The sequence below is a fragment of the Bradyrhizobium prioriisuperbiae genome, from assembly GCF_032397745.1.
GTDB classification, from domain to species: Bacteria; Pseudomonadota; Alphaproteobacteria; order Rhizobiales; family Xanthobacteraceae; genus Bradyrhizobium_A; species Bradyrhizobium_A prioriisuperbiae.
In genome coordinates this window covers 2682082-2703407 of record NZ_CP135921.1, presented here as the reverse complement: position 1 = coordinate 2703407, position 21326 = coordinate 2682082, and the positions used below count along the sequence as shown (strand labels likewise).

The window sequence follows — 21326 nt, the reverse complement described above, 5'->3', positions numbered from 1 at the left end:
TGTCCGAGTGCCGAGCAGCAGCCACTAATCACCTGATAAGCTGGATTTATAATTCTGATCGCAGTGAGGAAGCAGTCGCAAAATGCCTTCGAATGTTGCGCTGCCTGCTTCGTAACGAAGCAGGTGGTTGGGGATGCTGATCGTGGAGACCATTGCCCGGATACGGCGCGAGCACTTCATCAAGAGCAAGACGATCAAGGAGATCGCCCGGGACCTGAAGGTGTCGCGGAACGCGGTCCGGAAGGTGCTGAGATCGGGAGCGACCTCATTCGAGTACGAGCGTGTTGTCCAGCCGCGGCCGAAGCTGGGACGATGGGTAGCAGAACTCGACGGATTGCTGTCAGGGAACGCAGCCAAGTCCGCTCGCGAGCAGCTGACGTTGATCCGGATCTTCGAGGAGCTCCGTGGCCGCGGCTATGACGGCGGTTACGACGCCGTGCGGCGTTATGCCAAGCGGTGGAGCAAGGAGCGTGGACAATCGACGGCTGCGGCCTACGTCCCGCTGAGCTTTGCGCCGGGAGAAGCCTATCAGTTAGACTGGAGCCATGAGGTCGTCCCGCTCAATGGCGTGACGGTGATTGTGAAGGCCGCCCATGTCCGGCTCTGCCACAGCCGGATGCTATTCGTGCGGTGCTACCCGCGCGAGACACAGGAGATGGTGTTCGACGCTCACGACCGGGCGTTCGCCTTGTTCAAGGGAACCTGCGTGCGCGGCATCTACGACAACATGAAGACAGCCGTGGAGACGATCTTCATCGGCAAGGGTCGTCTCTACAATCGCCGCTTCATGCAGATGTGCAGCCATTACCTCGTCGATCCGGTAGCCTGCACGCCGGCGTCGGGCTGGGAGAAGGGCCAGGTCGAGAACCAGGTTGGGCTTGTGCGCGAACGCTTCTTCACGCCACGGCTGCGGTTCAAGAACCTCGACGAGTTAAACGTCTGGCTGCTGGACAAGTGCATCGCCTACACCAAAGCGCACCGGCATCCGGAACTGATCGAGCAAACGGTCTGGCAGGTGTTCGAAGCCGAGCGACCGATGCTCGTTCCCTATGCCGGCCGGTTCGACGGATTCCACGCTGTGCCGGCATCGGTCTCGAAGACCTGTCTGGTGCGCTTCGACAACAATAAATACTCTGTTACGGCCAGCGCTGTCGGGCGGCCTGTCGAGGTTCACCACTGCGACATCGTCGAGAGTGGCAACGACAGTTGGCGCTTCAAAAGCCGCGACGACGATCAAGCCGCCCGCGCTCGCCTCGTCTTCGCAACCCCGGCCAGCTCCGACGAGGCGAGCGCTGCCCTCAAAACCCGCCGCTCAAAGGGGTCAAAATTGGACGCCGATACGGGGTCAAATTTGAACGCCGATTGACACGCTTGAGCTTCAAAAAGGGCCTGCGGCCAAAGGATCGAAATGCGGCGAGTGAAGCGGGGCGAACGGAGAACATCGTGGGTCTCCCGTGTTGCACGGAGCAGACGGTACTGGGCGTAACCCATTGTAACAGCTTGTACTGGACGTAATGGGCGAAATGGCCCATGTCGACCCCGATTTGGGACCGGAACAGACGGCGTACCGCCGGAAATGCCTATTTTTAAAGGGTTTCTTGCACTTCGGCGCTGGCGATCCCGGGAAGACTCGAACTTCCGACCTACGGTTTAGGAAACCGTCGCTCTATCCGGCTGAGCTACGGGACCATTGCGCGACCGGCAAGCAGGCGCCAGCCGGAGGCCGGTTCATAGCAGGCGGAGACGCGGCTCGCTACCCCTACCGAACACGGTGGCGCGCGGACAGAGGCGTCGAACGCAAGACCCGTGAACCAAGCCAGGCAGATTGTTTCGCTGGCTGTGCGATTGCTCACATTTCTACGCAAAATCATGCAAGATCAAAAGCATTAAATACACAACAACTGGCCGCTATTGATCGCCCTCTGTCGGGCCGGTTAAGTGCCCAAGCAGAACAACGACAACTCGCCGGCTATAGCTCTCGGAATTTCCGTCGAAAGTCTCCATCATGAGATGGAGACTAGAACGGCATCGAAAGGCCGCAGCACGAATATTTTCGTTACGAATGCCAAAGACTCTTCTTTGTTGCGCATCTTCAACAAGTTGATTTCATGCATAAGATGAGCGCCCCGCTTCCCATATTCGCCTGCACGCTTAGAAAAGCAAGGCTTTTACCAATGCAATCCGCTCGAGATATCTTCCTTAGTGGCGACACGTGGTCGAGTCGTGTTGCGCGGCTGATGATCGGCTTACTAATCGAGAAAGCTATTGAAGGCGATCGCATCACTTATGGCAAGATGGCACAGCTACTACAAAAACGTCACCGAGTGCCCGCTGCCCATGCGGCATGTTATGGGCGGCCAGCTGGCATAATCGGCGACGTTCTACTTGCCCTCTCTAATGAATGGGGCGAAGCCATTCCCCCATTGAACGCGATACTGGTAAATCAACAAACGAAAGTTTCGGGCAGCGGCGCCAACTATTATCTCCAACGTTTCAGGCCAGGCATCCGACTTACGCCCCTTCAACGCCACGAACTTGCCGAGGATGCAATTGATGCAGTCTTTGACTATCCGAAGCTCAGGCAAATTGCGGATCATTTTAATATCCCGCTACGGCGAGCAGATCCCGATGGGAATTTTTCTGGACCAATAGAGCCGCCAATTAACATCCCCCGAAGGACTGGCGGAGAAGGGGAAGCCCACAAGTCGCTGAAATATTGGGTAATGCACAACCCAAAGGTCTTTCGGAAATACGGACACTTCCGTATCGGACGTACCGAGTTTAGAACCGAATCTGGTGACGAGATCGACGTATTATTCGAGAATGATAGGTCGTGGCTGGGCGTTGAGGTTAAAGCAAGCAACAACGAAGCGGAGATGTGGCGGGGCATGTTTCAGTGCATCAAATATCGCGCCTTGATGCGAGCAATGTGCTCTCAGAGGAACCAAGCGCGCGTGATCCAATCCATTCTTGTCGTTGAATTTCATCCCACCAATAAAATAAAACAACTCGCAAAGCGACTCAATGTGCAGTGGATTAATGTTGCTCGGTTTAGATGATACTTGGCTGCCCTGACATGGCCACTGCAGTTTCGTGCGCAACGCTCAGGGCCGAATTGTCATCGTACGGCTTCAACTTTGTCGAGTGCCTCACTTACCACCATGATGCCTTACCAATCGAGACCTCCATTAGGGCCGAGGATTAGTTTGTTGGCCATATTTGCAGTCGGCAATCGCGACACGTGATTTATCCCGCGCTCTATCAGGATGCGCGCGGGATTGCTAACCGCGAATACACCTCTCGATCGAGGGAAGAACTGCCCGTGCTTATGATACGCCGCCCAGCATCTTCTTGCCGACCTTCTTAATCGTCTTAATGACTTTGCCGCCGATCAGTGCACCCGCGATCGCAATTGCAGTGGGGGTATCTGCCTTCATCAATGCCAGCACTCCAACAGAGGAGACGAAGAGAGTTGACTTAGCAGCGCTCGTCAGCAAGCCATCGTGCTCTTTATCCCACCAATGCTGAATGTCGTCCTTGAAGGTCTTTACCGATTGGACGACATCTTTCTCCGGGGCTTTGCCTTTATTGAAGGCCATCACCAACTCACGGATTCTCTCCAGTTCGGCTTTCATCCGTTCGAGGTCAGAAGTATCCGCCGCAATTTTAGCTCTTGCATCTTCCGAGTTCGGGCGATCGTCACCTAGCTTATCCAGCTTTTCGTCAATTTGCAGGATGAGGCCAGAGATCGCGAGCTTGATTTCCTTCTCGCTTGCCTCGACGGCCTTGCCTACGGTGGTGCGGGCACGGCTGGATCGGGCTTTGGAAGGCTTCACTTGACGGCTTAGCTTTTCTCTCAGGTCTTCGATTTCAAAGATTTGGATGCGCTTATCGAAACCTCTCGCGGCAACGATATTTGAGAACTGGCCGGAAACAACTATCCAGTATTCGTCTAGGCTGAGCTTGGTATTTTTGAGTGCGTCCGTTGCTCGTTCGAGGGCGGCACGAATGTTCTCAAAGTTGAGCCGCACCTCAAAGTCGATTGCGATGGTATGTAGGCGTCCTGCCTCTTTCCGGCGAGCCACAAGATCCGCTCGATGTGAGGGCGACATCAACGGCCCCATGGTAATGTCGTATCCGCGGCCGTAGAGCAAATGCCCCACCTCCTGCTGCAGGGCTTTGTCCGGCTGCTTTGTTCGTTTTTTTGTCCGTTTCATTGGCTTCCCCACGTCTCAAATACACACGCAGAAACAGCGGGTTGCAACCAGATTTAATATCCCCGCAATTCACAGATGGCACCCAGGCGAATCGGGTTACTCTTCAGCGTCCTGATCAGGGGATTCGGCATGGCCTTGGTCGTTCAGCAGATCATCCAACTCCTTAACGCAATTGGATTTTCGGCGTACGGGCTCGGATACCTGATAGAGGCTCTCTCGCAAGTCCCGTGGGGAGCCGTGATCGACTGGCTTCATGCCACTCCGGCGGTGACACCGCAGCTCAGTCTCGGAAATGAGGCGGTATACGCGCAATTCCAACAGCTCATGGACACTCAGTTTCAGATCGGCGAACTGAAACGCCTTATCTTGACCATGCCCGCGCTACCAAGCGAAGGATTTTAGCGACTCGCGCAACACGCGCCCGAACGAATCTTCCCGCCATCGCCAAGCGCTCTTACCGCCTGATGCGGCTGCCCCCGAATGCGCCTATTCGCCCCGGGAAATCAAATAGAACGTATTGCTCTCGTCGTTGAAGCCGATGACAGCAGTCGGAGCCTGCGCGGTGAGACTGAGGGTCAGCGCATTGCCGGGGACCCGGGACAGCACAACCCCGTTGCTTGTGAGCGGAGCCAGACAGATCGACACAGTTTCCTTGGGTGTGAAATTCACCGTCTCGTTGAAGGGCACCGTCACGGCATTGAGCGGTGCGAGCATGGGATTACCACCGATTGTCGCCTGCTGCGCCAGACCGAAGGCAAACGGACCTTGCCGCCCGTTCACCACCTTGCAGACCTCACCGAGGTTGGCCGGCTCTCCCTCGAGCCCACCCTCGTTGAAGATGTACACCCATCCGGGCTGTGCCGGAGCTTCCGAGATCTGCACGATCGTCTCACCGGGCTGCAGCGGCGTCTCGGTTGCATAGATGGAGCAGGCCTCGGTCCAAGTGACCTGGTTGACCTCCAGCGGCTGGAATTGCACCCACGCGACCGGCAGGTGCGCCGGGAGACTGGACACGACGCTCTTCACCAGCGTGAGCCCCATATCCATTTCATGGATCCGGCGCAGCGCCTGAGGATCGATCCGCATGGTCAATTCATACTGCACGGCGTGCTCCCGCGGGTTTGAAATGCATCACGTTCTGAAATGGAGATTGTCCGCGCAACGCATCGGCTCATTCATGAATGGATGGGAGTGTCCAGCGCCGCGCCCGGCCGTCAAGACGCCTCGCGGGTTGAAAGGTCTCACAGGGCGCAAACCCACGAGATTCAGAGCACCGAAGGTCCAGAAACGCCGTTTTGTCCGGCCGAGCCACGGGACCGTTGCGCCCGCGCATGGCTCGCATCTTGCTAGGGATCTTGCCGACCCCGATCCATGGCACCATCCGACAGGCGCTCAGCAGGTATCACACCATGTTCTTCCGCGGCATCCTCCTCCGTATCGCAATCGCTCTTCCGATCCTGACAATCGTCGCCACGGCGCATGCGGCCGAACCGAAAATGAAGGTCATCCTGCTGGGCACAGCCGGACCCGAGTATTTCCCGGACCGGCTGGGGATATCGACGCTGATCGAGGCGAACGGCGAGAAGCTGCTGTTCGACGTCGGCCGCGGCACCAACCAGCGGCTCTATCAAAGCCTGGTCAACCCCAAGGATATTTCAAGAATCTTCCTGACCCATCTCCACAGCGACCATATCGAAGGATTGCCCGATCTCTGGATGACTCCGTGGTTTCTGCTGGGGCGCGACCATGGCCTGGAGCTGTGGGGCCCGGACGGCACGGCGCAGATGGTGGACGGCATGCGCGCAATGTTTGGCCACGACCTCGCGGCGCGGGTCAATCAATTCAACCCCATCGTTACCCTGGCGATCCAGACCCACGTGGTGGGCGACGGCGTGGTGTTCGACAACAACGGCGTCAAGGTCACCGCCTTCACCGTCGAACACGCCGACGGCAACCCCGCGTTCGGATACAAGATAGAGAGCAATGGACATGCGGTCGTGCTGTCCGGCGACACCACGCTGAGCGAGAACGTGATCAAGCAAGGCGCTGGCGCCGACCTGATCGTGCATAACGTCATCGCGTTCAGCGAACGTCTCAGCGCGATGCCGGAAATGAAGGGCGTGCTGGCCAAATTGACGACGCCGGAGCAGGCCGCCGAGGTCTTCAAACGGGCGAAACCGAAACTCGCCGTCTATTCCCACATCGTCACCAAGGAATTGCAGGGCAAAGCAGGCGAGGACGAGATCATCACCCGCACGCGAGCCGCGGGATATGCCGGCCCCCTGCTGATGGGCCTCGACCGCATGAGCTTCGAAATCGCGGACGAGGTGACGACGCTGGCGCCGCCATCCCTCGATCGCCTGCCGAACCTTGACAGCAAGGGGCAGATATTTCCATAGCATCCGAGCCGGCCCCGGCTTCACCGGGCGAGCCCGGTAGGCGCTAAGATTCCCCTTTTTGTTTGCCGAAGCGGCTCAACATTTTCTGTGTCATCGCCCGGTTCAACCGGGCGATCCAGTAGGCCATAAGGCTGATGGGTAGGGCGATGACGTCAAAAGCGGCGGGTTTCAGCCCACATTCGTCAGTTCATCGATCACACCATGCACACCGGGAGTACTGGATCGTCCGGTTGAACCCTACGATATGCACACATCTCATCGGAGCGTTTTCACAGGGCCCCAAAAGTTGAGCCTTTTCAAGCTTTGCACTCGAAGCCTGTTACTAGATTTTGCCGAAGCATGGGGTCAGCTAAGTGTTTGATGCAGAGTCTGTTTTTGAGATGTGTGAATCTTGTAGGGTTGAACCGGACGATGACACTGAGAATGGCGAGACGCTTCAATTCATAGCGCCGATAAGGCAAAACCCAGCGACAACTCGGAGTCCCCGCGGCCTTTTTCCCGTCGCCTTCATGGGGGCCGCAGGCACGTTGACGGGAATCGTCATCGCGCGCCCGCTCGAAATCGGCCTGGTGAATTTCGACCCCCGGAGCGGCTCGGTGCCGGCCACGATCATGCGTTATCTGCTCTCGGTCGCCCTGGCACTGGCAACGCTGAAGATCCTGGGAATGACGTTCAGCGCGATCGCGGATACTTATTCGATGACGGGTTATCTGCTGCAGTATCTGCGCTATGTCGCGGTCGGCGTTGTCAGCCTGTTTGTGGCGCCGCTGATCTTCACGCGGACGGGGCTCGCCAAGACCGACAGCAGGGCTGCGACTCGGCTTTCCGCCAGCACCTAGGCAGACATTGTCGAGCCGAGGCACGGTCCTTGCACAGATTCATTCGTGGTCGCCGTCATGCACCGCTGAATTCGATCGATGGCATTTGAACAATTCCAGGCAGGCAATTTCCAGCTTTCCAAAACGATGGGGAAAGCTGTATTCGAGGGATGACGCGCATGGAGAAATGGACAAAATCCACTCGCTGCCTTCAACCGATCCCGCATTGAGTAATCGAATTGACTGTGATGTTTCCACGCGTGCTGATCCTCTCTGTCATCGGGCTGACATCGACGGCCGCGAACGCGCAGTGGTGGTCGTTCGCGCCCCGGGATTATGAAGAGTGCGCCAAACGCGCCGAAACGATCAACAACGCCGACGAGCGCAGGTCGCTGATCTCCGCATGCGACAGCAAGTTCGTCGGACGGCGCAAGCCCGGCGGCGGCTATAGCTATTTCGACTTCATGCAGAACCGCAGCTTCGATATCGCGGGTCCCAATCCGACGCCCGACGAGCTCAGAAAATTCGACGAGGAATATATCGGTTACCTGGACCGCCAGCGGCGCGCCGCCATCGCGGCGGCGCTGCTGGCAAAACAGCGCGAGCAGGCGCTGGCGGATTTCAACATGCAGGCGCCGCCGAAGCGCACCGATCCGATCAGGCTGGCATCCACCGATGCGCAGCGTCCCCTGGCGAAACGGAAGACAGCAAAGCCGAAGGCCGCGACCTGCGGAGAGGAAACACTGTCGTGCACCTGGTCGAAATTATCGACCGGAGTGAAGAATTTCTTCAGCGTGGCAAAGCCGGTGGGCGGCACCAGAAGTTAACGAAAGCTCTCGTTCGACGGGTCTGATCGCGACACGGTACCCCTCCTTTGTCGTTGCCGGGCTTGTCCTCAGCGACTTCGGCTTCGCCGAAGTCGCGGAAACAACCCCGATCAGGGACGCACTGCGCCCCTAAGCGAGATCACCGGGACAAGCCCGGTGATGACGATAGTGGGTGGAGCGTTTTTGTCTAAGTTGCCGGTCGCGTGTTCTGGACGAATGTCAGATAACGGCCGCCGGTATCCGCAGCCACGGCACCGCGGCGGACGAGATGGTGGATGCAATTCACCGCGAGGTCGAACGAGCCGTAGCAATAATGCGCGACGATGGCGAGATGCTTGAGCTGTTCGCTACTCATCGCATCGGGCTTGGTGAAATCGCGGACATACACCGCATCGGCCTCGACCAGCTGATTGAAGGCGGCCGCCGGATGCGGCGGCGTCATCGGCAGGATCATCTTCCTGTTGATGGCGGCGAAGGTATGGGGAACGAAACCGAGGCCACGCAGCGCGAGATCGATCTCGCCGAACACCGGCTGATTGCGATACAGCGGAATGAAGGAGACTTCGGTCTGAACAGCCACCGCTTGTGCGAGCCGGCCACGGCCGTGCTCGAACACTGACAGCTCCGAGCCCTGGATGTCGATCTTCAGGAAATCCATTGCCTGGATCTCGGCGATGTCGTCCAGCCGGCGGGTGTCCAGCGCGATCTCGCGCACCACCTGGCCCAGTTCCGAGAACTGCGGGAAATGCATCAGGGCCACGGGATCCGGCTGCAGCAGGCTGGCGAACCCCATGCCGCGGCAGAGCCGGAGCGTTTGACGACCACCATCGCCCACGGCGAAAGGCAGATAGGTTTCGAGATCGCTCTTGCTGGCATTCAGGGGATTGAGCACATCCGGAAACGGATCGAAGCCGGTCAGACGGCACAGCCGCCGCTGCAGCAGCGCCTTGTAGGGCGGATCGCCATCGATGGGATTGGCGCCGACATCGACCACAGCGGTGAGCCGCTCGGGTTGCAGAAAATCGGTCAGTTCGCCGGGGGAGCGTTGCATCGTCGATCAGAAGCTCATGGTCGGATCGTGCCTGAACGATCAAGTCAAAGACATCTGAGCTTCCAGCACTTTTGCAGGCTGTGCGCAACCTAGCCGCCGCGGCGCCGCCAGCGAAGGCCCCGGCGGGCCGTCGCCGTGCGGCAAAATGACCTCTCTTCGCCCGAGGTCAGTGCGTCGCGTCTGACAGCAGGTGAGACGGATGGCGCGCATCACCGCGCCGGTTCTGCGGGCGGACATACATGATGATCGCCTCCGGCCGCTGCGCCTTGGCTTTCAGCGCGGCGACAAGCGCATCCTCGGCATCCACCATGATGCGATCCGCCTTGCCGTGGAGCTTGTACCCGATCGTGAAATGCACCGGTCACCTCCTATGCCTGGCAGCGAGGGCCGAAGCACCGCACCGCCGCTACATCTTAGCCCATTTGCTGTCGCTCGGCACCATCGCGGCTTTCTTCTTCCCGGCAGCATCATACTGCTTGAGGAAGGCCAGCAGATCCTCGACCTGCTTGGGATCCTTCACGCCTGCAAAAGCCATCTTGGTGCCGGGAACTTTGGCTTTGGGATCCTTGATGTATTCGCGGAACGTGGCCTCGTCCCAGGTGAGACCGGAATTCTTGTTCGCGGCCGAATAGCTGTAGCCCTCGGCGCTGCCGGCCTTGCGCCCGATAACGCCATTGAGCTCCGGCCCGATGGCGTTCTTCGCCGTTTCCCCGATCTGATGACACGCCTTGCACTGCGCGAAGGTCTTCTCTCCGGCGGCGGCATCCTGAGCGACCGCCGGAACGGCGGCGGCAAGCAATCCGGCTCCGACCCCGGCAACAAGCACGGCAACAGACATTCGCATCCAACGTCCTCCAAGACAGTTTTCACAAGACAGTTTTCACAAGACGGTTTCAGAACCTTGCGGGTGCCAGGCCCTTCGCCGTTTCGATAGAATGGAAACGGAAAAGGCCCTGGATTCTTGCTGTGACGCGCTTTTTCCGCGCAAACGCTTCGCGTTTGTCGCGGGGAACCGGTATCCACTTCGCTCGAAAACGCTCTAACCGAGAGAATTGATGATCTCCCGGTAGGCGGCTTCCGGGAACGCTTTCAACGTGCGTGTTCGAATATTCCCGAGCATGCCGAGTTGCAGATTGAAGCGCGCGGCCACGGCATCGTCCGGGGCCTCGTAGATCGCAACGATGTCATAATCCCCCATGGTCAGGAAAAAGGCTTTGAATTCGCCGTCCATCTCCTTGAGCGCCTTCTTCGCGGTATCCAGCCGCTTCGGCGAATCCTTCACGCCTTTCATTCCCTGCTCGGTCCAGTTCGCAAGCATGATGTAGGTGGTCATGGCGGATCTCCCTCGCATGAGCCCCCATTGTTCAATCGACCCCTTGTTCAGTCGACCCCAGACCGGCCCGGAACCTCCGCCAAGCTACCTCTCTCAAATCCTCTCACTTCGCTGGAAAACGCTCTGCTCTAGTGTCCGGTTCCAAAAAATGTGAGCCGGCTGAACAGCGTGTATTCCGATTCGAAGACCATCAGGGCGGTGAACACCAGCACGAACACCGGCGGCAGCAGGATGGCGTACATCATGGCGAGCCGCTCCCACGCCATGTGCATGAACACGGCGACGATCAGGCCGGCCTTCAGCACCATGAACAGCAGGATCAGCGCCCAGCGCAGATAGCCGTGAACGTGGAAGTAATCGACGGCGTAGGAACAGGCGCTGAGAATGAACAGCCATCCCCAGACCACGAGATAGAGCTTGATCGGATGCTGCTGCCCTTCCGCATGCGACGCGGCGGGGGCGGCGGCGTGGGTACCGGGCGATGCGCCATGCAGTGTCACTTCAGCCATGTTGTCCTCACCACAGATAGAAGAAGGCAAAGATGAAAACCCACACCAAATCGACGAAGTGCCAATAGAGACCGGTGATTTCGACGATCTCGTAATGTCCCTTGCGGCTGGTGAAAAAGCCGCGCTTCTCGGTTTCGAAATCGCCGCGCCAGACCTTTCGCGCGATGATCAGCAGGAAAATCACGCCGATGGTCACATGGGTGCCGTGGAAACCCGTGATCATGAAGAAGCAGGCGCCGAACTGCTCCGCGCCCCACGGATTGCCCCAGGGCCGCACGCCTTCCATGATCAGCTTGGTCCATTCGAACGCCTGCATGCCGACGAAAGTGGCGCCGAAGGCCGCCGTCAGCAGCATCAGGATGGCGGTCTTCTTGCGGTCGCGGCGATAGCCGTAATTCACCGCCATCGCCATGGTGCCGCTGCTGCTGATCAGCACGAAGGTCATGATCGCAATCAGGATCAGCGGGACGTTCTGACCGCCGATGTGCAGCGCGAACACCTCGCTGGGGTTGGGCCAGGGCACCGTGGTGGACGAGCGCGCCGTCATGTACGACAGCAGGAAGCAGCCGAAGATGAAGGTGTCGCTGAGCAGGAATATCCACATCATGGCCTTCCCCCAGGAGACGTTCTTGAACGCCCGCTGGTCGGAGCCCCAGTCGGTGGCGAAGCTGCGCCAGCCGGTCGGTGCGGTGCCTTGAGCCTGATGATGTCCGAGCGTGGTCTCTGCCATGTGAACCTCTAAAGCGAACCTCTAAAGTGCGCCGCTCAATCGAATGCCTCGCGTATCCCTCAGGTGATCAGTTGACGACAGATGTCGACGAAGGCGGCCACGCCCCCGGTCAACACAGCGAGCAGGATCAGCCAGATCAGCAACAGGAAATGCCAGTACGTGGCGCACAGCTCGGTGCCGAGCTTGAGCGGCGCCGCAGTAGAGCTGCGCCACGCTCTTGAAGTGGTCCGCCACAGCGCCACCAGGCCGCCGAGCAGATGCAGGCCGTGCACCGCGGTGATCAGATAGAAGAAGGCGTTGGCGGGATTGGATTGCAGCACAAATCCCGCGGAGATCAGTTGCTGCCACGCCAGCAACTGGCCTATCAGAAAAATGATGGCGGAGACGCCGGCGGCGAGCAGGCCGGTCAGCATGCTGTCGCGGTCGTCCCGGCGGGCGGCGAAGACGGCCCACTGCAGCATGGCGCTGCTCAGCACCAGCACACCGGTGTTGAACCAGAGCAGCGGCGGAACGGGCATCGGCCGCCAGTCGAGCAGCGCCATGCGCATCGAATAGGCGCTGAGCACCAGCGCGAACAGCGCGCCGGCAACGGCGAGGAAAACCCCCAACCCGACCTTGGCCGTCGGCGGCAGCGCTTCGCGGCCGTCGGGAAAGTCGCCGATCACACCTTCCTCGAGCCAAGGCTTGGACATCAGGCGCTGGTGCGACAGCCACCATCCCGCCACCGCCGCCAGCCCAACCATGAAGACGACGACAATGGTCACGATGGGTTTCCCTGCTCGCTCCAGCGGATCGATGGCTGGTTCTGCGGCACATAGTCGTGGTTGGAGCCGGGCACGCTGTAGTCGTAGGCCCAGCGATAGACCACCGGCAGTTCCTTGCCGAAATTGCCGTGGGTGGGCGGCGTCTCCGCGGTCTGCCACTCCAGCGTGGTCGCCTTCCACGGATTGCCGCCGGCCTCCTTGCCGTGCCGCAGGCTCCAGATCAGATTGAACAGAAACACCATCTGGGCGAAGCCGACGATCAGCGCCATCACGCTGATGAAGGCGTTCAGGTCATGGGCCGACGCCGGCACGAACGCGGTCTCGCCGATGTCGTGATAGCGGCGCGGCATCCCGAGCAGGCCGAGATAATGCATCGGGAAGAAGATCAAATAGGCGCCGAGGAAGGTGACCCAGAAGTGGAATTGCCCGAGACCCTCGTTGAGCATCCGCCCGGTCATTTTCGGATACCAGTGATAGATCGCACCCAGCACCACCATGATCGGGGCGACGCCCATCACCATGTGGAAGTGAGCGACCACGAACATGGTGTCGGACAACGGCACGTCCACCACCACGTTTCCAAGGAACAGCCCGGTGAGGCCGCCGTTCAGGAAGGTGACGATGAACGCCAGCGCGAACAGCATCGGAATGGTGAGGTGGATGTCGCCGCGCCACAGCGTCAGCACCCAGTTGTAGACCTTGATCGCGGTCGGGATCGCGATGATGAGGGTGGTGGTGGCGAAGAAGAAGCCGAAGCCGGGATGCATGCCGCTGACATACATGTGGTGCGCCCACACCACGAAGGAGAGCGCGCCGATCCCCACGATGGCCCAGACCATCATCCGGTAACCGAAGATGTTCTTGCGGGCGTGGGTGCTGATCAGGTCGGAGACGATGCCGAAGGCGGGCAGCGCCACGATATACACCTCGGGATGGCCGAAAAACCAGAACAAATGCTGGAACAGCAGCGGACTGCCGCCGCCGTACTTGGTCTGCTGGCCCATCTCCACCAGCGCCGGCATGAAGAAACTGGTGCCGAGCACGCGGTCGAGCAGCATCATGATCGACGCTACGAACAATGCGGGGAAGGCCAGCAGCGCCATCACGGTGGCGGTGAAGATGCCCCACACCGTCAGCGGCATCCGCATCAAGGTCATGCCGCGGGTGCGGCCCTGCAGCACCGTCACCACGTAGTTCAGGCCGCCCATGGTGAAGCCGATGATGAACAAGATCAGCGATACCAGCATCAGGATGATGCCGGCCTCCTGCCCCGGGGTGCCGGACAGAATGGCCTGCGGCGGATACAGCGTCCAGCCGGCGCCGGTGGGCCCGCCGGGCACGAAGAAGGTCGATGCCAGCACCACCACCGCGAGCAGGTAGATCCAGTAGCTGAGCATGTTGACGTAGGGGAACACCATGTCCCGCGCGCCGACCATCAGCGGGATCAGGTAATTGCCGAAGCCGCCGAGAAACAGCGCGGTGAGCAGGTAAACCACCATGATCATGCCGTGCATGGTGATGAACTGCAGGTACTGGCTGGCGTCGATGAAGGAGAAGGTGCCGGGGAAGCCGAGCTGCAGCCGCATCAGCCACGACAGCACCAGCGCCACGAGGCCAATGGCCAGTGCCGTGCACGAATACTGGATGGCGATGACCTTGGCGTCCTGGGAGAAGACGTACTTTGTCCACCAGCTGTGCGGATGATAGAGATCGGCCTCCGGCACTTCGGCCGGCGGGATAACGCCTACGAAATCAGAGGGGACATCCACCATCGCATTGCTCCTCGGCCTTTTCGGCTCAGGCACGTTTCCTTTGAGCAAGCTTCCGGTCTTAAGTCAGAAGACTTGCGCCAGAAGTCTCGCTCCCACTCAACCGTGTGCCGCCTTCCGATGCTGTGTCTGGAAAGCGTTACGCGTTAGTTGTCGTCGGCAGCCGCCTTCTTGATCGGGCGCTGACCCGATAATTCGGCGAACGTCGGCTGCTGCTCGAGCCACGCGTGATAGTCGCGCTGCTCCTGAACGATGACCGAGCTGCGCATCTGCGCGTGCGCGAGGCCGCAAAGCTCGGCGCACAGAACTTCAAACGTCCCGGTTCGGGTCGGGGTGATCCAGAAGTAGGTGACCGATCCCGGCACCATGTCCATCTTGGCGCGGAACTCCGGCACGTAGAAATCGTGCAGCACATCGATCGAGCGCAACAGCACCTTGATCGGCTTGCCGATCGGCAGATGCAGCTCGCCGCCGTCGATCACCACATCATCCTTGCCATTGGGATCGTCGGGATTGAGCCCCAGCGGATTCTCCGCGCTGACGTTGCGCGCACTGGTGGTGCCGAGCTTGCCGTCCTTGCCGGGAAGCCGGTAGCTCCAGCGCCACTGCTGGCCCATGACCTCGACGTCGGTGGCTTCGGCCGGCACCGTGACGAACTGGTGCCAGACAATCAGGCCGGGTGCCAGCATGGCCGCGACGCCGATGGCGGTTCCGATCGTCAGCCAGGATTCCAGTTTGGTGTTTTCAGGCTCATAATGCGCCTTCTGGCCTTCCTTGTGCCGGAACCGCCAGACGCAATAGGCCATGAAGCCGACCACCGCGACAAACACCACGCCGGTGATCCAGAACGTAATGATGATGGTGTGATCGATATACTGCCAATTCGAGGCAATCGGCGTCCACCACCACGGGCTCAGGAAGTGGAACACTACTGAACCAACAGCAACCACAAGCAACAAAATAGCAACGGGCATCCCTCGTTCATCCTTGCCTGTCGAGGCTTCGGACGAGAACTAAGAAGGGCTTGGCCTCAATATTTGCATCGATGGTGGATGTTGCTCACCATCGGTGTGTCTCCTGCCACGCCCATTCCAACGGTCGCGACGTCAAGTTCATAGAGCACACGTTAACGACCGTCATTCTCTCCGAGCAGACTCACCGAGTTTCGGGCCTTGGCTTAAGATGTTCCGTGAACACCTTGGTTGTCAATAGATCGACACCTCGCGTGCTTCACGGGAGCAATGCGCCGCCACAGCGAGAGCGCATCGCCGATTTTTTTGTGCAGTTGCACAATGGACGGCGAGAGGCGAGATCAGCGCGGCGAGTGACCGCGACCACAAATCACGCTAAGCTCGCCACGAAGGTCGTGACGATAGTGTCCGGCGGCTCTTGCTCAATTGGTCTGCCGTGCGCGTTGCGGTTCCTCGCACCTGCTGCGACCTGAGAAGGGCTGCGCCCAATGATCATAGAGACTTCCGACAACGCCTCGCCAATCGCGGCACACGTGTCCGATGCCGATGCACCGATCGTGATCCGCAACATCACCACCGCCGACCTGCGCGATGCGCTGCGTCTCGGCTGGGAGGATTTCAAGGCGATCCCGAGTCACGCCGTGATGCTGTGCGTGATCTATCCGGTGCTCGGCCTCGCGCTGGCGCGGCTGGTGCTGGGCTATTCGGTGCTGCCGCTGCTGTTTCCGCTGGCGGCCGGTTTTGCGTTGATCGGTCCATTCGCGGCGCTCGGCCTCTATGAGCTCAGCCGCCGCCGTGAGCGCGGCGAAGAGCCCTCGGCCTGGGACGCCTTCCGTGTGCTGCGCTCGCCATCGTTCGGCGCCATGCTCGGGCTCGGCACCATCCTGCTCGCGCTGTTCGTGGTCTGGGTCGCCGCGGCGAACGCAATCTATGTCGCGACCTTCGGCCACCAGGCGGCGGCGAGCATGCCGGATTTCATCAGCCGCATCTTCACCAGCACTGAAGGGCGCATGCTGATCGTGGTGGGATGCGGGGTCGGCTTCCTGTTTGCGGTGCTGGCGCTCTGCATCAGCGTCGTCTCATTCCCGTTGATGCTGGACCGGCACGCCAGCGCCACCGACGCGATCCTGACCTCGCTCAAGGCGGTGATGATCAATCCGTTCAACATCGCGGTATGGGGCCTGTTCGTGGCGGCGCTGCTGGTGATCGGCTCGGTGCCGTTCTTCCTCGGCCTCGCCGTGGTGCTGCCGGTGCTGGGCCATGCCACCTGGCATCTCTACCGCAAGATGATCGTCTGACTGCGCAGACAGGCGAGAAAACAGGCGGCCGGGATCGTGCGAGGCCAACCCGCTCCCGGCCGATCAGCATTTTTAGACATGACATCGAACAGATCGTGACGATGGGATCATCGCATCCGGGCTAGTGTCCCGAATCCGAAGTTCGCATCACTCAACCGCACCTTCGGAGCGAACTTCGGATTCGATAAGGACACTAGCAACTTTATGATTCTAGTGTGCTTTATGAATGCGAAGTTCGTGAAAGCGGTTGCCGTGAAATCGCACGAACTTCGCATTCAGCACACTGACGGGCGGCTTGCGGATGGTTATTTCAGAATTATGTCACAGAGCCCGGTGCAAGGCCTGGGCGCGAACACTTTCTCAACCTTGCGGGCTTTTGAAAAGCCTGCGATGGCATAAGATGGGCGCACCCAAATTGTGCCTTTTTTTGGGGAACTAGTTCAGGGCTGCTGCGGTTGTCAGCGGATTGTTTGAAGGATGCAAACCTCAATGATTGAGCACTTTTTTACCCGCCGCCGTCTCCAGGCGGGCGCCGTGTACGCCGTGATTTCATCGCTGTCCGTGATTTCGCTGTCTCTCGCACCGTCGATCGCGCTCGCGCAGGCCGCGCCGTTCGCAGGTCTTGCAGGGGTGTGGAGCGGCACCGGTTCGATCTCGCTGGCCAGCGGCGCCAAGGAGCGCATCAAGTGCCGCGCCACTTATTCCGTCGGCGACAATGGCAACGGGCTGCAGCAGACGCTGCGCTGCGCCAGCGACAGCTACAAGTTCGAGCTCGCGAGCAATGTCCGCAATTCCAATGGCAAGATTTCCGGCAGTTGGTCCGAGACCAGCCGAGGTGTCGGCGGCGATCTGGAAGGCCGCGCCCAGGCAGGGCTGTTTCAGGTCGTGGTGTCGTCGCCGGCCTTCACCGCCAATCTGAACCTGAGCACCCACGGTAACAGCCAGACGGTCAAGATCACCTCCCAGGGCAGCGAGTTCTCCGGTGTGACGATCACGCTGACTCGGTCCTGACGCGCAGCCTGATCCCTGGACATTCAAAAAACTCCGCTTGTTGCCAAGCGGAGTTTTTATCTTTTTATGACCATCCGGCATCTCTGCGGTCAGTTGATCCGCTGCCCCGTGATCTGCCAAGGCCCCGGATTGAGGACAAGGCGCGTCGGCTTGCCCGTCGCATCGCGCAAGAAGGCAAGGCGGGTGTGGTCGCCGCCATCCACGAAGAACTCGTTACTCGACATCGGGGCGACCGTGATTGCTGCACCTTTCTCAAAATCCAGCACCGGCAGGTCGCCGCTTACCTCGACGAGGAGCCTGCCGTCCCTGACGGTGACGTCGAGGTCGGCTCCAACCCCTGCCACCCGGACCTGAGCGCGGACGATCGACATATCGATTGGATGTTCCACCCCCTTGCGCACGACCTTCAGGCGGACGCTGGTGTTGACCGGCCCGCGCATCTTCTTGATCGCCTGATCGAGGGTGAGGCCCTGAAGCGGCTCATCGTCGAGGTGCGTGATGATGTCGTTGGCCATGATGCCGGCCCTGGCGGCGGGCATGCCGCGGATCGGAGACACCACTTTGACCTGGCGATTCTCGATGGCGAGATTGATGCCGAGACCGCCGAACCCGTGAACGTCGCCGTTCGGCGCCTGTTTGTTGCGCGAACTTGTCGAGGAGAACGCATAAGTTCCCGCATAGGCAGCGAGTGTGGCCGCGTCGATCCTCACGGGTGCCGTCACACCGTGCTCGGGAACATGGAAGGCGCCGTAGGTGAGATGGCGAAACATGCCTTGGAAGGGGCCGCTCCCGCCGCGCATATGGATCATCTGCACGACAACCAGTTGCTCTGCCGGGTCGACCCAGAAATAGGTACCCGAGACGCCCATCCAGGAGAAGCTGCCAACCGATCCAGGCACAACACTCGACGTGGCGTCGCTGCGGACCGCAAAGCCTAATCCCCAGGTCGAGCCAGCCTGGGGCCCGACAAGGCCGCTGGCAAAGCCGGCGAAGCGGATGTCTGGCGGCCGTGAGTTCGTGGTCATCCGCCGCACAGTCGCTGATGAAAGGATACGGACGCCGTCGAGTTCGCCGCCATTGAGCAGCATCTGGCCGAACCGCAGATAGTCGGCCGCCGTCGACACCAGTCCACCACCGCCGGAGAAGAGTCTGGTCGGCCTGGTGACATCAGCCATCACGCTGTCCGGCGGACCGCCCCAGCCGCCGGCGGGTGGATCAACCAGGCGCGAAAGCTTGGCTTCCGGCACGAAAAAGCCGGTGTCGACCATGTTCAGCGGCTTGAACAGGCGTCTCTCCAGGAATTGATCGAACGGTTGACTGGAGGCAACCTCGATGACACGCGCGAGTACATCGTCGGCGAGACTGTAATCCCAGACCTCACCAGGCTGGTGAACAAGTGGAAGCCTGGCGAGAGCGGAGACGAAATCGGCAAGGGTGTTGTCCCGGCGGAACACGCCGGCTTGGCCATGGAAGCTTTTGAAGTAGAGCCGGCCCACCTTCGTTCCGGCGATACCGTAGTCTAGTCCGGCGGTATGGCGCAGCAGGTCTTCCACCGTCATCGGGCGCTTTTGCGGCTCAAGCGTGAGTTTGCTTTGCCCGCTTGCAGGATCGGTCGTCTCGACGGCGACCATCATGTCCCTGAGTTCGGGAAGATACTGGTGGACCGGGGCGGCGAGATCGAGCTTGCCGTCCTCCACCAGCATCATGGCGGCGACACTGGTGACCGGCTTGGTCATCGAGGCAATCCAGAAGATTGCATCATGCTGCAGCGGGATCGTCCTGGCACGGTCGTGAAAGCCGACCGCTTGCATGTAGGCAACACTGCCGTTCCGTGCGATCGCCGCAACCGCGCCGGAGAAGGCGCCGGCATCGACCTGCGTCTGCTGCCAGGCCGCGATCCGCGCCAGCCGTGATGACGAGAAGCCAAGCGCTTCCGGATCGCTCATTGGTTCGGTGGTGTAGGCGCGGGCTGCGGTGGCGAGAGTCGCGAGCCAGAGGATCGATAGTCCAGCGAGACGGCGATGCAGGGACTTCATCCGGGCGACCCTTTCCCGCTCGGCGAGAGCGATGGGCGGCGCAAAGGTCGGAGGCATCGGCCATTCGGAGAGCGGCGACCGATATGCTACAGTTCGTAACATTTGCGATATGGAAGGTCAATCAGCGGGACCGCGAAAGCGAAATCGGTCGCGGACCTAATCCGTGATGATCATCGCCCAGAACCGGCGATAGGGCGACGACGGCTTCGACACCGAGGCGACGCCGATGCGGCGCGCGCCGACCATCAGCAGGTTTTCACGATGGCCGGCACTGTCTTCCCACTGCTTCAGAGTCTCGCTGAAGGTGAGGAAGCCGGCGGCGATGTTTTCCGCGGCCAGGCGGCGGCGCAGACCGGCGACGCGGGTCTGGAACAGCCCGCCGGCGGTATGGCTGACGCTTTCGCGCGCCGCCATGGCCTGCGCCTGCTGCAGGGCCAGCGCGTTCAGGCGGCCATCGATCTGCACCGCCGTCAGGCCGTGGGCCCGGCGATAGGCGCTGACCTGGCCGGCGATGCTGTCGGCATGGGCCACGCCTGCGAACGACAGTACGGTCGCGGCGATCAGCAGCCATTTTTTCATTGCAGGGAATCCGCTCAACGATTGCGCCTTGCTATAAGGGACGGGACGACGATGGGTTTGCCTGATTAGCAGCAAACCGGCGGCTGAAAAAGCAGGCCGGATGCGGGCCCATCCTGCGACTGTCGACGGGAGCGGTAGCAATGACGGACGATCCGCACGACCTGCAGCGTTTTGTCGAGGCCCAGGCGCCGGTGTTTCAGCAGGTGCTGACGGAATTGCGCGTCGGCGCCAAGCGCACCCACTGGATGTGGTTCGTCTTCCCCCAGATCGCCGGCCTCGGCCACAGCGCCATGGCGCAGCGTTATGCCATCGCCTCGCGAGCCGAGGCGATGGCCTATCTCCAGCACGCCCTGCTCGGCCCACGGCTGCACGAATGTACGGCGCTGGTGCTCGCCGTCGACAATCGTTCCGCGCGGCAAATCCTCGGCACGCCCGACGATCTCAAGTTCCACTCGTGCATGACGCTGTTCGCTCAGGTGACGGCTGACAACGCCCCCTTCCTTGACGCTCTCGCCAAATATTTTGCCGGCGCATCCGACCAGGGAACGCTGGACAGGCTCTGAGCGACCGGGTTCCCCCCGGGTCCCTCATTGTTCCCTGCGCGTGCAGATGCGAAACCATCCCTCGCGTCGCGCGTTCAAAACCCGGCTGAAGCGAAACGGAGACTTGAGAATGCGCAATCTGGCGATGATAGCGGCCGTGGTGACAACCCTTGGCATATCCACACTCACCTTGCCGACACCGGCCGCCGCCGACTCCAGCGGATCGATCATCTCGATGCAGCAGGCGATTTACGTGGCCAACCGGATCGGTGTGATCGGGGTCAACGAAATCCAGTTCGATGACGGGCGCTGGCACATCGAAGGGCGCGACCCGGCCGGGCGCACCATCAATGTCAATGTCGACGGACGGACCGGCGAAATCCTGAACGTCGATCGCTGGTGAACATGACCCCGATCCGGACCCAGCCGGATCGGGCCCGCGACCGCAACGCGGTTCTGGGTCGGGGGTCAT

22 protein-coding genes, 1 tRNA gene and 2 pseudogenes are annotated in these 21326 nt (G+C 60.3%); 11 read left to right on the top strand and 14 right to left on the bottom strand.

Annotation, left to right across the window (positions count from 1 at the left end):
• Positions 1 to 133 precede the first annotated feature (133 nt).
• Both istA and RS897_RS12755 read left to right on the top strand, forming a co-directional pair.
• Positions 134 to 1171, top strand: a pseudogene (gene istA, locus RS897_RS12760) (IS21 family transposase); the annotation flags it as partial.
• A pseudogene (locus RS897_RS12755) lies at positions 1172 to 1366 on the top strand (IS21-like element helper ATPase IstB); the annotation flags it as partial. It abuts the pseudogene before it with no gap.
• Positions 1367 to 1612: 246 nt separating this feature from the next.
• Here RS897_RS12755 and RS897_RS12750 read toward each other — a convergent pair.
• A tRNA-Arg gene (locus RS897_RS12750) sits at positions 1613 to 1689 on the bottom strand.
• A gap of 419 nt (positions 1690 to 2108) precedes the next feature.
• On the opposite strand from RS897_RS12750, the gene RS897_RS12745 reads away from it, so the two are divergent.
• The gene (locus RS897_RS12745) at positions 2109 to 3059 is read left to right on the top strand and encodes a hypothetical protein (RefSeq protein WP_315836902.1); all 951 of its coding nucleotides are present in this window, start codon (positions 2109 to 2111) and stop codon (positions 3057 to 3059) included.
• 267 nt (positions 3060 to 3326) lie between these two features.
• Here RS897_RS12745 and RS897_RS12740 read toward each other — a convergent pair whose 3' ends face one another.
• Positions 3327 to 4217 (bottom strand): hypothetical protein, encoded by an 891-nt coding sequence (locus RS897_RS12740; RefSeq protein ID WP_315836901.1) that lies wholly within the window; start codon positions 4215 to 4217, stop codon positions 3327 to 3329.
• 129 nt (positions 4218 to 4346) lie between these two features.
• Between RS897_RS12740 and RS897_RS12735 the strand changes: the two genes are divergently transcribed.
• Positions 4347 to 4619 (top strand): hypothetical protein, encoded by a 273-nt coding sequence (locus tag RS897_RS12735; RefSeq protein WP_315836900.1) that lies wholly within the window; start codon positions 4347 to 4349, stop codon positions 4617 to 4619.
• A gap of 84 nt (positions 4620 to 4703) precedes the next feature.
• On the opposite strand, the gene RS897_RS12730 is transcribed toward RS897_RS12735, so the two are convergent.
• Positions 4704 to 5321, bottom strand: coding sequence for a hypothetical protein (locus RS897_RS12730; RefSeq protein WP_315836899.1), 618 nt, complete (start codon positions 5319 to 5321; stop codon positions 4704 to 4706).
• A gap of 227 nt (positions 5322 to 5548) precedes the next feature.
• On the opposite strand from RS897_RS12730, the gene RS897_RS12725 reads away from it, so the two are divergent.
• The 3 genes from RS897_RS12725 to RS897_RS12715 all read left to right on the top strand — a co-directional run bounded on the left by RS897_RS12725 (position 5549) and on the right by RS897_RS12715 (position 8261).
• Complete coding sequence (locus tag RS897_RS12725) at positions 5549 to 6616, top strand: MBL fold metallo-hydrolase (protein ID WP_315836898.1); 1068 nt, start codon at positions 5549 to 5551, stop codon at positions 6614 to 6616.
• A 527-nt stretch (positions 6617 to 7143) separates the two neighbouring features.
• On the top strand, positions 7144 to 7455 hold the full coding sequence (locus RS897_RS12720) for a hypothetical protein (RefSeq protein WP_315836897.1): 312 nt from the start codon (positions 7144 to 7146) through the stop codon (positions 7453 to 7455).
• 227 nt (positions 7456 to 7682) lie between these two features.
• Positions 7683 to 8261: a hypothetical protein gene (locus tag RS897_RS12715; protein WP_315838620.1), complete on the top strand. Its 579-nt coding sequence runs from the start codon at positions 7683 to 7685 to the stop codon at positions 8259 to 8261.
• 187 nt (positions 8262 to 8448) lie between these two features.
• On the opposite strand, the gene RS897_RS12710 is transcribed toward RS897_RS12715, so the two are convergent.
• From RS897_RS12710 to coxB, 9 genes are all read right to left on the bottom strand, one after another.
• Positions 8449 to 9312, bottom strand: coding sequence for an FkbM family methyltransferase (locus RS897_RS12710; protein ID WP_315836896.1), 864 nt, complete (start codon positions 9310 to 9312; stop codon positions 8449 to 8451).
• Positions 9313 to 9478: 166 nt separating this feature from the next.
• On the bottom strand, positions 9479 to 9670 hold the full coding sequence (locus RS897_RS12705; RefSeq protein WP_315836895.1) for a hypothetical protein: 192 nt from the start codon (positions 9668 to 9670) through the stop codon (positions 9479 to 9481).
• A 48-nt stretch (positions 9671 to 9718) separates the two neighbouring features.
• Entirely contained in the window at positions 9719 to 10150 is a 432-nt protein-coding gene (locus tag RS897_RS12700) for a c-type cytochrome (protein WP_315838619.1), read from the bottom strand.
• A gap of 201 nt (positions 10151 to 10351) precedes the next feature.
• On the bottom strand, positions 10352 to 10645 hold the full coding sequence (locus RS897_RS12695) for a GYD domain-containing protein (RefSeq protein ID WP_315836894.1): 294 nt from the start codon (positions 10643 to 10645) through the stop codon (positions 10352 to 10354).
• A gap of 128 nt (positions 10646 to 10773) precedes the next feature.
• Complete coding sequence (locus RS897_RS12690; RefSeq protein WP_315836893.1) at positions 10774 to 11154, bottom strand: cytochrome C oxidase subunit IV family protein; 381 nt, start codon at positions 11152 to 11154, stop codon at positions 10774 to 10776.
• A 7-nt stretch (positions 11155 to 11161) separates the two neighbouring features.
• Positions 11162 to 11884 (bottom strand): heme-copper oxidase subunit III family protein, encoded by a 723-nt coding sequence (locus RS897_RS12685; RefSeq protein WP_315836892.1) that lies wholly within the window; start codon positions 11882 to 11884, stop codon positions 11162 to 11164.
• Positions 11885 to 11943: 59 nt separating this feature from the next.
• Complete coding sequence (locus RS897_RS12680; RefSeq protein ID WP_315836891.1) at positions 11944 to 12648, bottom strand: cytochrome c oxidase subunit 3; 705 nt, start codon at positions 12646 to 12648, stop codon at positions 11944 to 11946.
• Positions 12645 to 14420, bottom strand: a complete 1776-nt coding sequence (gene ctaD / locus RS897_RS12675) for a cytochrome c oxidase subunit I (RefSeq protein WP_315836890.1) — start codon at positions 14418 to 14420, stop codon at positions 12645 to 12647. Before ctaD ends, RS897_RS12680 begins: the two co-directional genes overlap by 4 nt.
• Positions 14421 to 14563: 143 nt before the next feature.
• Positions 14564 to 15391, bottom strand: coding sequence for a cytochrome c oxidase subunit II (coxB, locus tag RS897_RS12670; RefSeq protein ID WP_315836889.1), 828 nt, complete (start codon positions 15389 to 15391; stop codon positions 14564 to 14566).
• A gap of 485 nt (positions 15392 to 15876) precedes the next feature.
• Here coxB and RS897_RS12665 point away from each other — a divergent pair, with 485 nt between their 5' ends.
• The gene (locus RS897_RS12665) at positions 15877 to 16686 is read left to right on the top strand and encodes a DUF2189 domain-containing protein (protein WP_315836888.1); all 810 of its coding nucleotides are present in this window, start codon (positions 15877 to 15879) and stop codon (positions 16684 to 16686) included.
• A 489-nt stretch (positions 16687 to 17175) separates the two neighbouring features.
• Positions 17176 to 17697, top strand: coding sequence for a hypothetical protein (locus RS897_RS12660; RefSeq protein WP_315836887.1), 522 nt, complete (start codon positions 17176 to 17178; stop codon positions 17695 to 17697).
• Positions 17698 to 17786: 89 nt separating this feature from the next.
• Here the strand turns inward: RS897_RS12660 and RS897_RS12655 are convergent, their stop codons facing one another.
• Both RS897_RS12655 and RS897_RS12650 read right to left on the bottom strand, forming a co-directional pair.
• Complete coding sequence (locus RS897_RS12655; RefSeq protein WP_315836886.1) at positions 17787 to 19733, bottom strand: serine hydrolase; 1947 nt, start codon at positions 19731 to 19733, stop codon at positions 17787 to 17789.
• Positions 19734 to 19889: 156 nt separating this feature from the next.
• The gene (locus tag RS897_RS12650) at positions 19890 to 20312 is read right to left on the bottom strand and encodes a CAP domain-containing protein (protein WP_315836885.1); all 423 of its coding nucleotides are present in this window, start codon (positions 20310 to 20312) and stop codon (positions 19890 to 19892) included.
• Between the two features lie 140 nt (positions 20313 to 20452).
• Here RS897_RS12650 and RS897_RS12645 point away from each other — a divergent pair, with 140 nt between their 5' ends.
• Positions 20453 to 20875 carry a DUF1810 domain-containing protein gene (locus RS897_RS12645; protein WP_315836884.1) on the top strand — a complete coding sequence of 141 codons (423 nt, stop codon included), beginning with the start codon at positions 20453 to 20455 and terminating at the stop codon, positions 20873 to 20875.
• A 109-nt stretch (positions 20876 to 20984) separates the two neighbouring features.
• On the top strand, positions 20985 to 21257 hold the full coding sequence (locus RS897_RS12640; RefSeq protein WP_315836883.1) for a PepSY domain-containing protein: 273 nt from the start codon (positions 20985 to 20987) through the stop codon (positions 21255 to 21257).
• Positions 21258 to 21326: the final 69 nt, after the last annotated feature.

Coding starts and splice junctions, on each gene's coding strand:
- RS897_RS12710 (WP_315836896.1), bottom strand. CDS start 9,312: ATGCAACGCTCCCCCGGCGAACTGACCGATTTTCTGCAACCCGAGCGG.
- RS897_RS12650 (WP_315836885.1), bottom strand. CDS start 20,312: ATGAAAAAATGGCTGCTGATCGCCGCGACCGTACTGTCGTTCGCAGGC.
- RS897_RS12740 (WP_315836901.1), bottom strand. CDS start 4,217: ATGAAACGGACAAAAAAACGAACAAAGCAGCCGGACAAAGCCCTGCAG.
- RS897_RS12665 (WP_315836888.1), top strand. CDS start 15,877: ATGATCATAGAGACTTCCGACAACGCCTCGCCAATCGCGGCACACGTG.
- RS897_RS12715 (WP_315838620.1), top strand. CDS start 7,683: ATGTTTCCACGCGTGCTGATCCTCTCTGTCATCGGGCTGACATCGACG.
- RS897_RS12745 (WP_315836902.1), top strand. CDS start 2,109: ATGCATAAGATGAGCGCCCCGCTTCCCATATTCGCCTGCACGCTTAGA.
- RS897_RS12645 (WP_315836884.1), top strand. CDS start 20,453: ATGACGGACGATCCGCACGACCTGCAGCGTTTTGTCGAGGCCCAGGCG.
- RS897_RS12725 (WP_315836898.1), top strand. CDS start 5,549: ATGGCTCGCATCTTGCTAGGGATCTTGCCGACCCCGATCCATGGCACC.
- RS897_RS12700 (WP_315838619.1), bottom strand. CDS start 10,150: ATGTCTGTTGCCGTGCTTGTTGCCGGGGTCGGAGCCGGATTGCTTGCC.
- coxB (WP_315836889.1), bottom strand. CDS start 15,391: ATGCCCGTTGCTATTTTGTTGCTTGTGGTTGCTGTTGGTTCAGTAGTG.
- RS897_RS12690 (WP_315836893.1), bottom strand. CDS start 11,154: ATGGCTGAAGTGACACTGCATGGCGCATCGCCCGGTACCCACGCCGCC.
- RS897_RS12735 (WP_315836900.1), top strand. CDS start 4,347: ATGGCCTTGGTCGTTCAGCAGATCATCCAACTCCTTAACGCAATTGGA.
- ctaD (WP_315836890.1), bottom strand. CDS start 14,420: ATGGTGGATGTCCCCTCTGATTTCGTAGGCGTTATCCCGCCGGCCGAA.
- RS897_RS12655 (WP_315836886.1), bottom strand. CDS start 19,733: ATGAAGTCCCTGCATCGCCGTCTCGCTGGACTATCGATCCTCTGGCTC.
- RS897_RS12695 (WP_315836894.1), bottom strand. CDS start 10,645: ATGACCACCTACATCATGCTTGCGAACTGGACCGAGCAGGGAATGAAA.
- RS897_RS12640 (WP_315836883.1), top strand. CDS start 20,985: ATGCGCAATCTGGCGATGATAGCGGCCGTGGTGACAACCCTTGGCATA.
- RS897_RS12685 (WP_315836892.1), bottom strand. CDS start 11,884: ATGGCAGAGACCACGCTCGGACATCATCAGGCTCAAGGCACCGCACCG.
- RS897_RS12660 (WP_315836887.1), top strand. CDS start 17,176: ATGATTGAGCACTTTTTTACCCGCCGCCGTCTCCAGGCGGGCGCCGTG.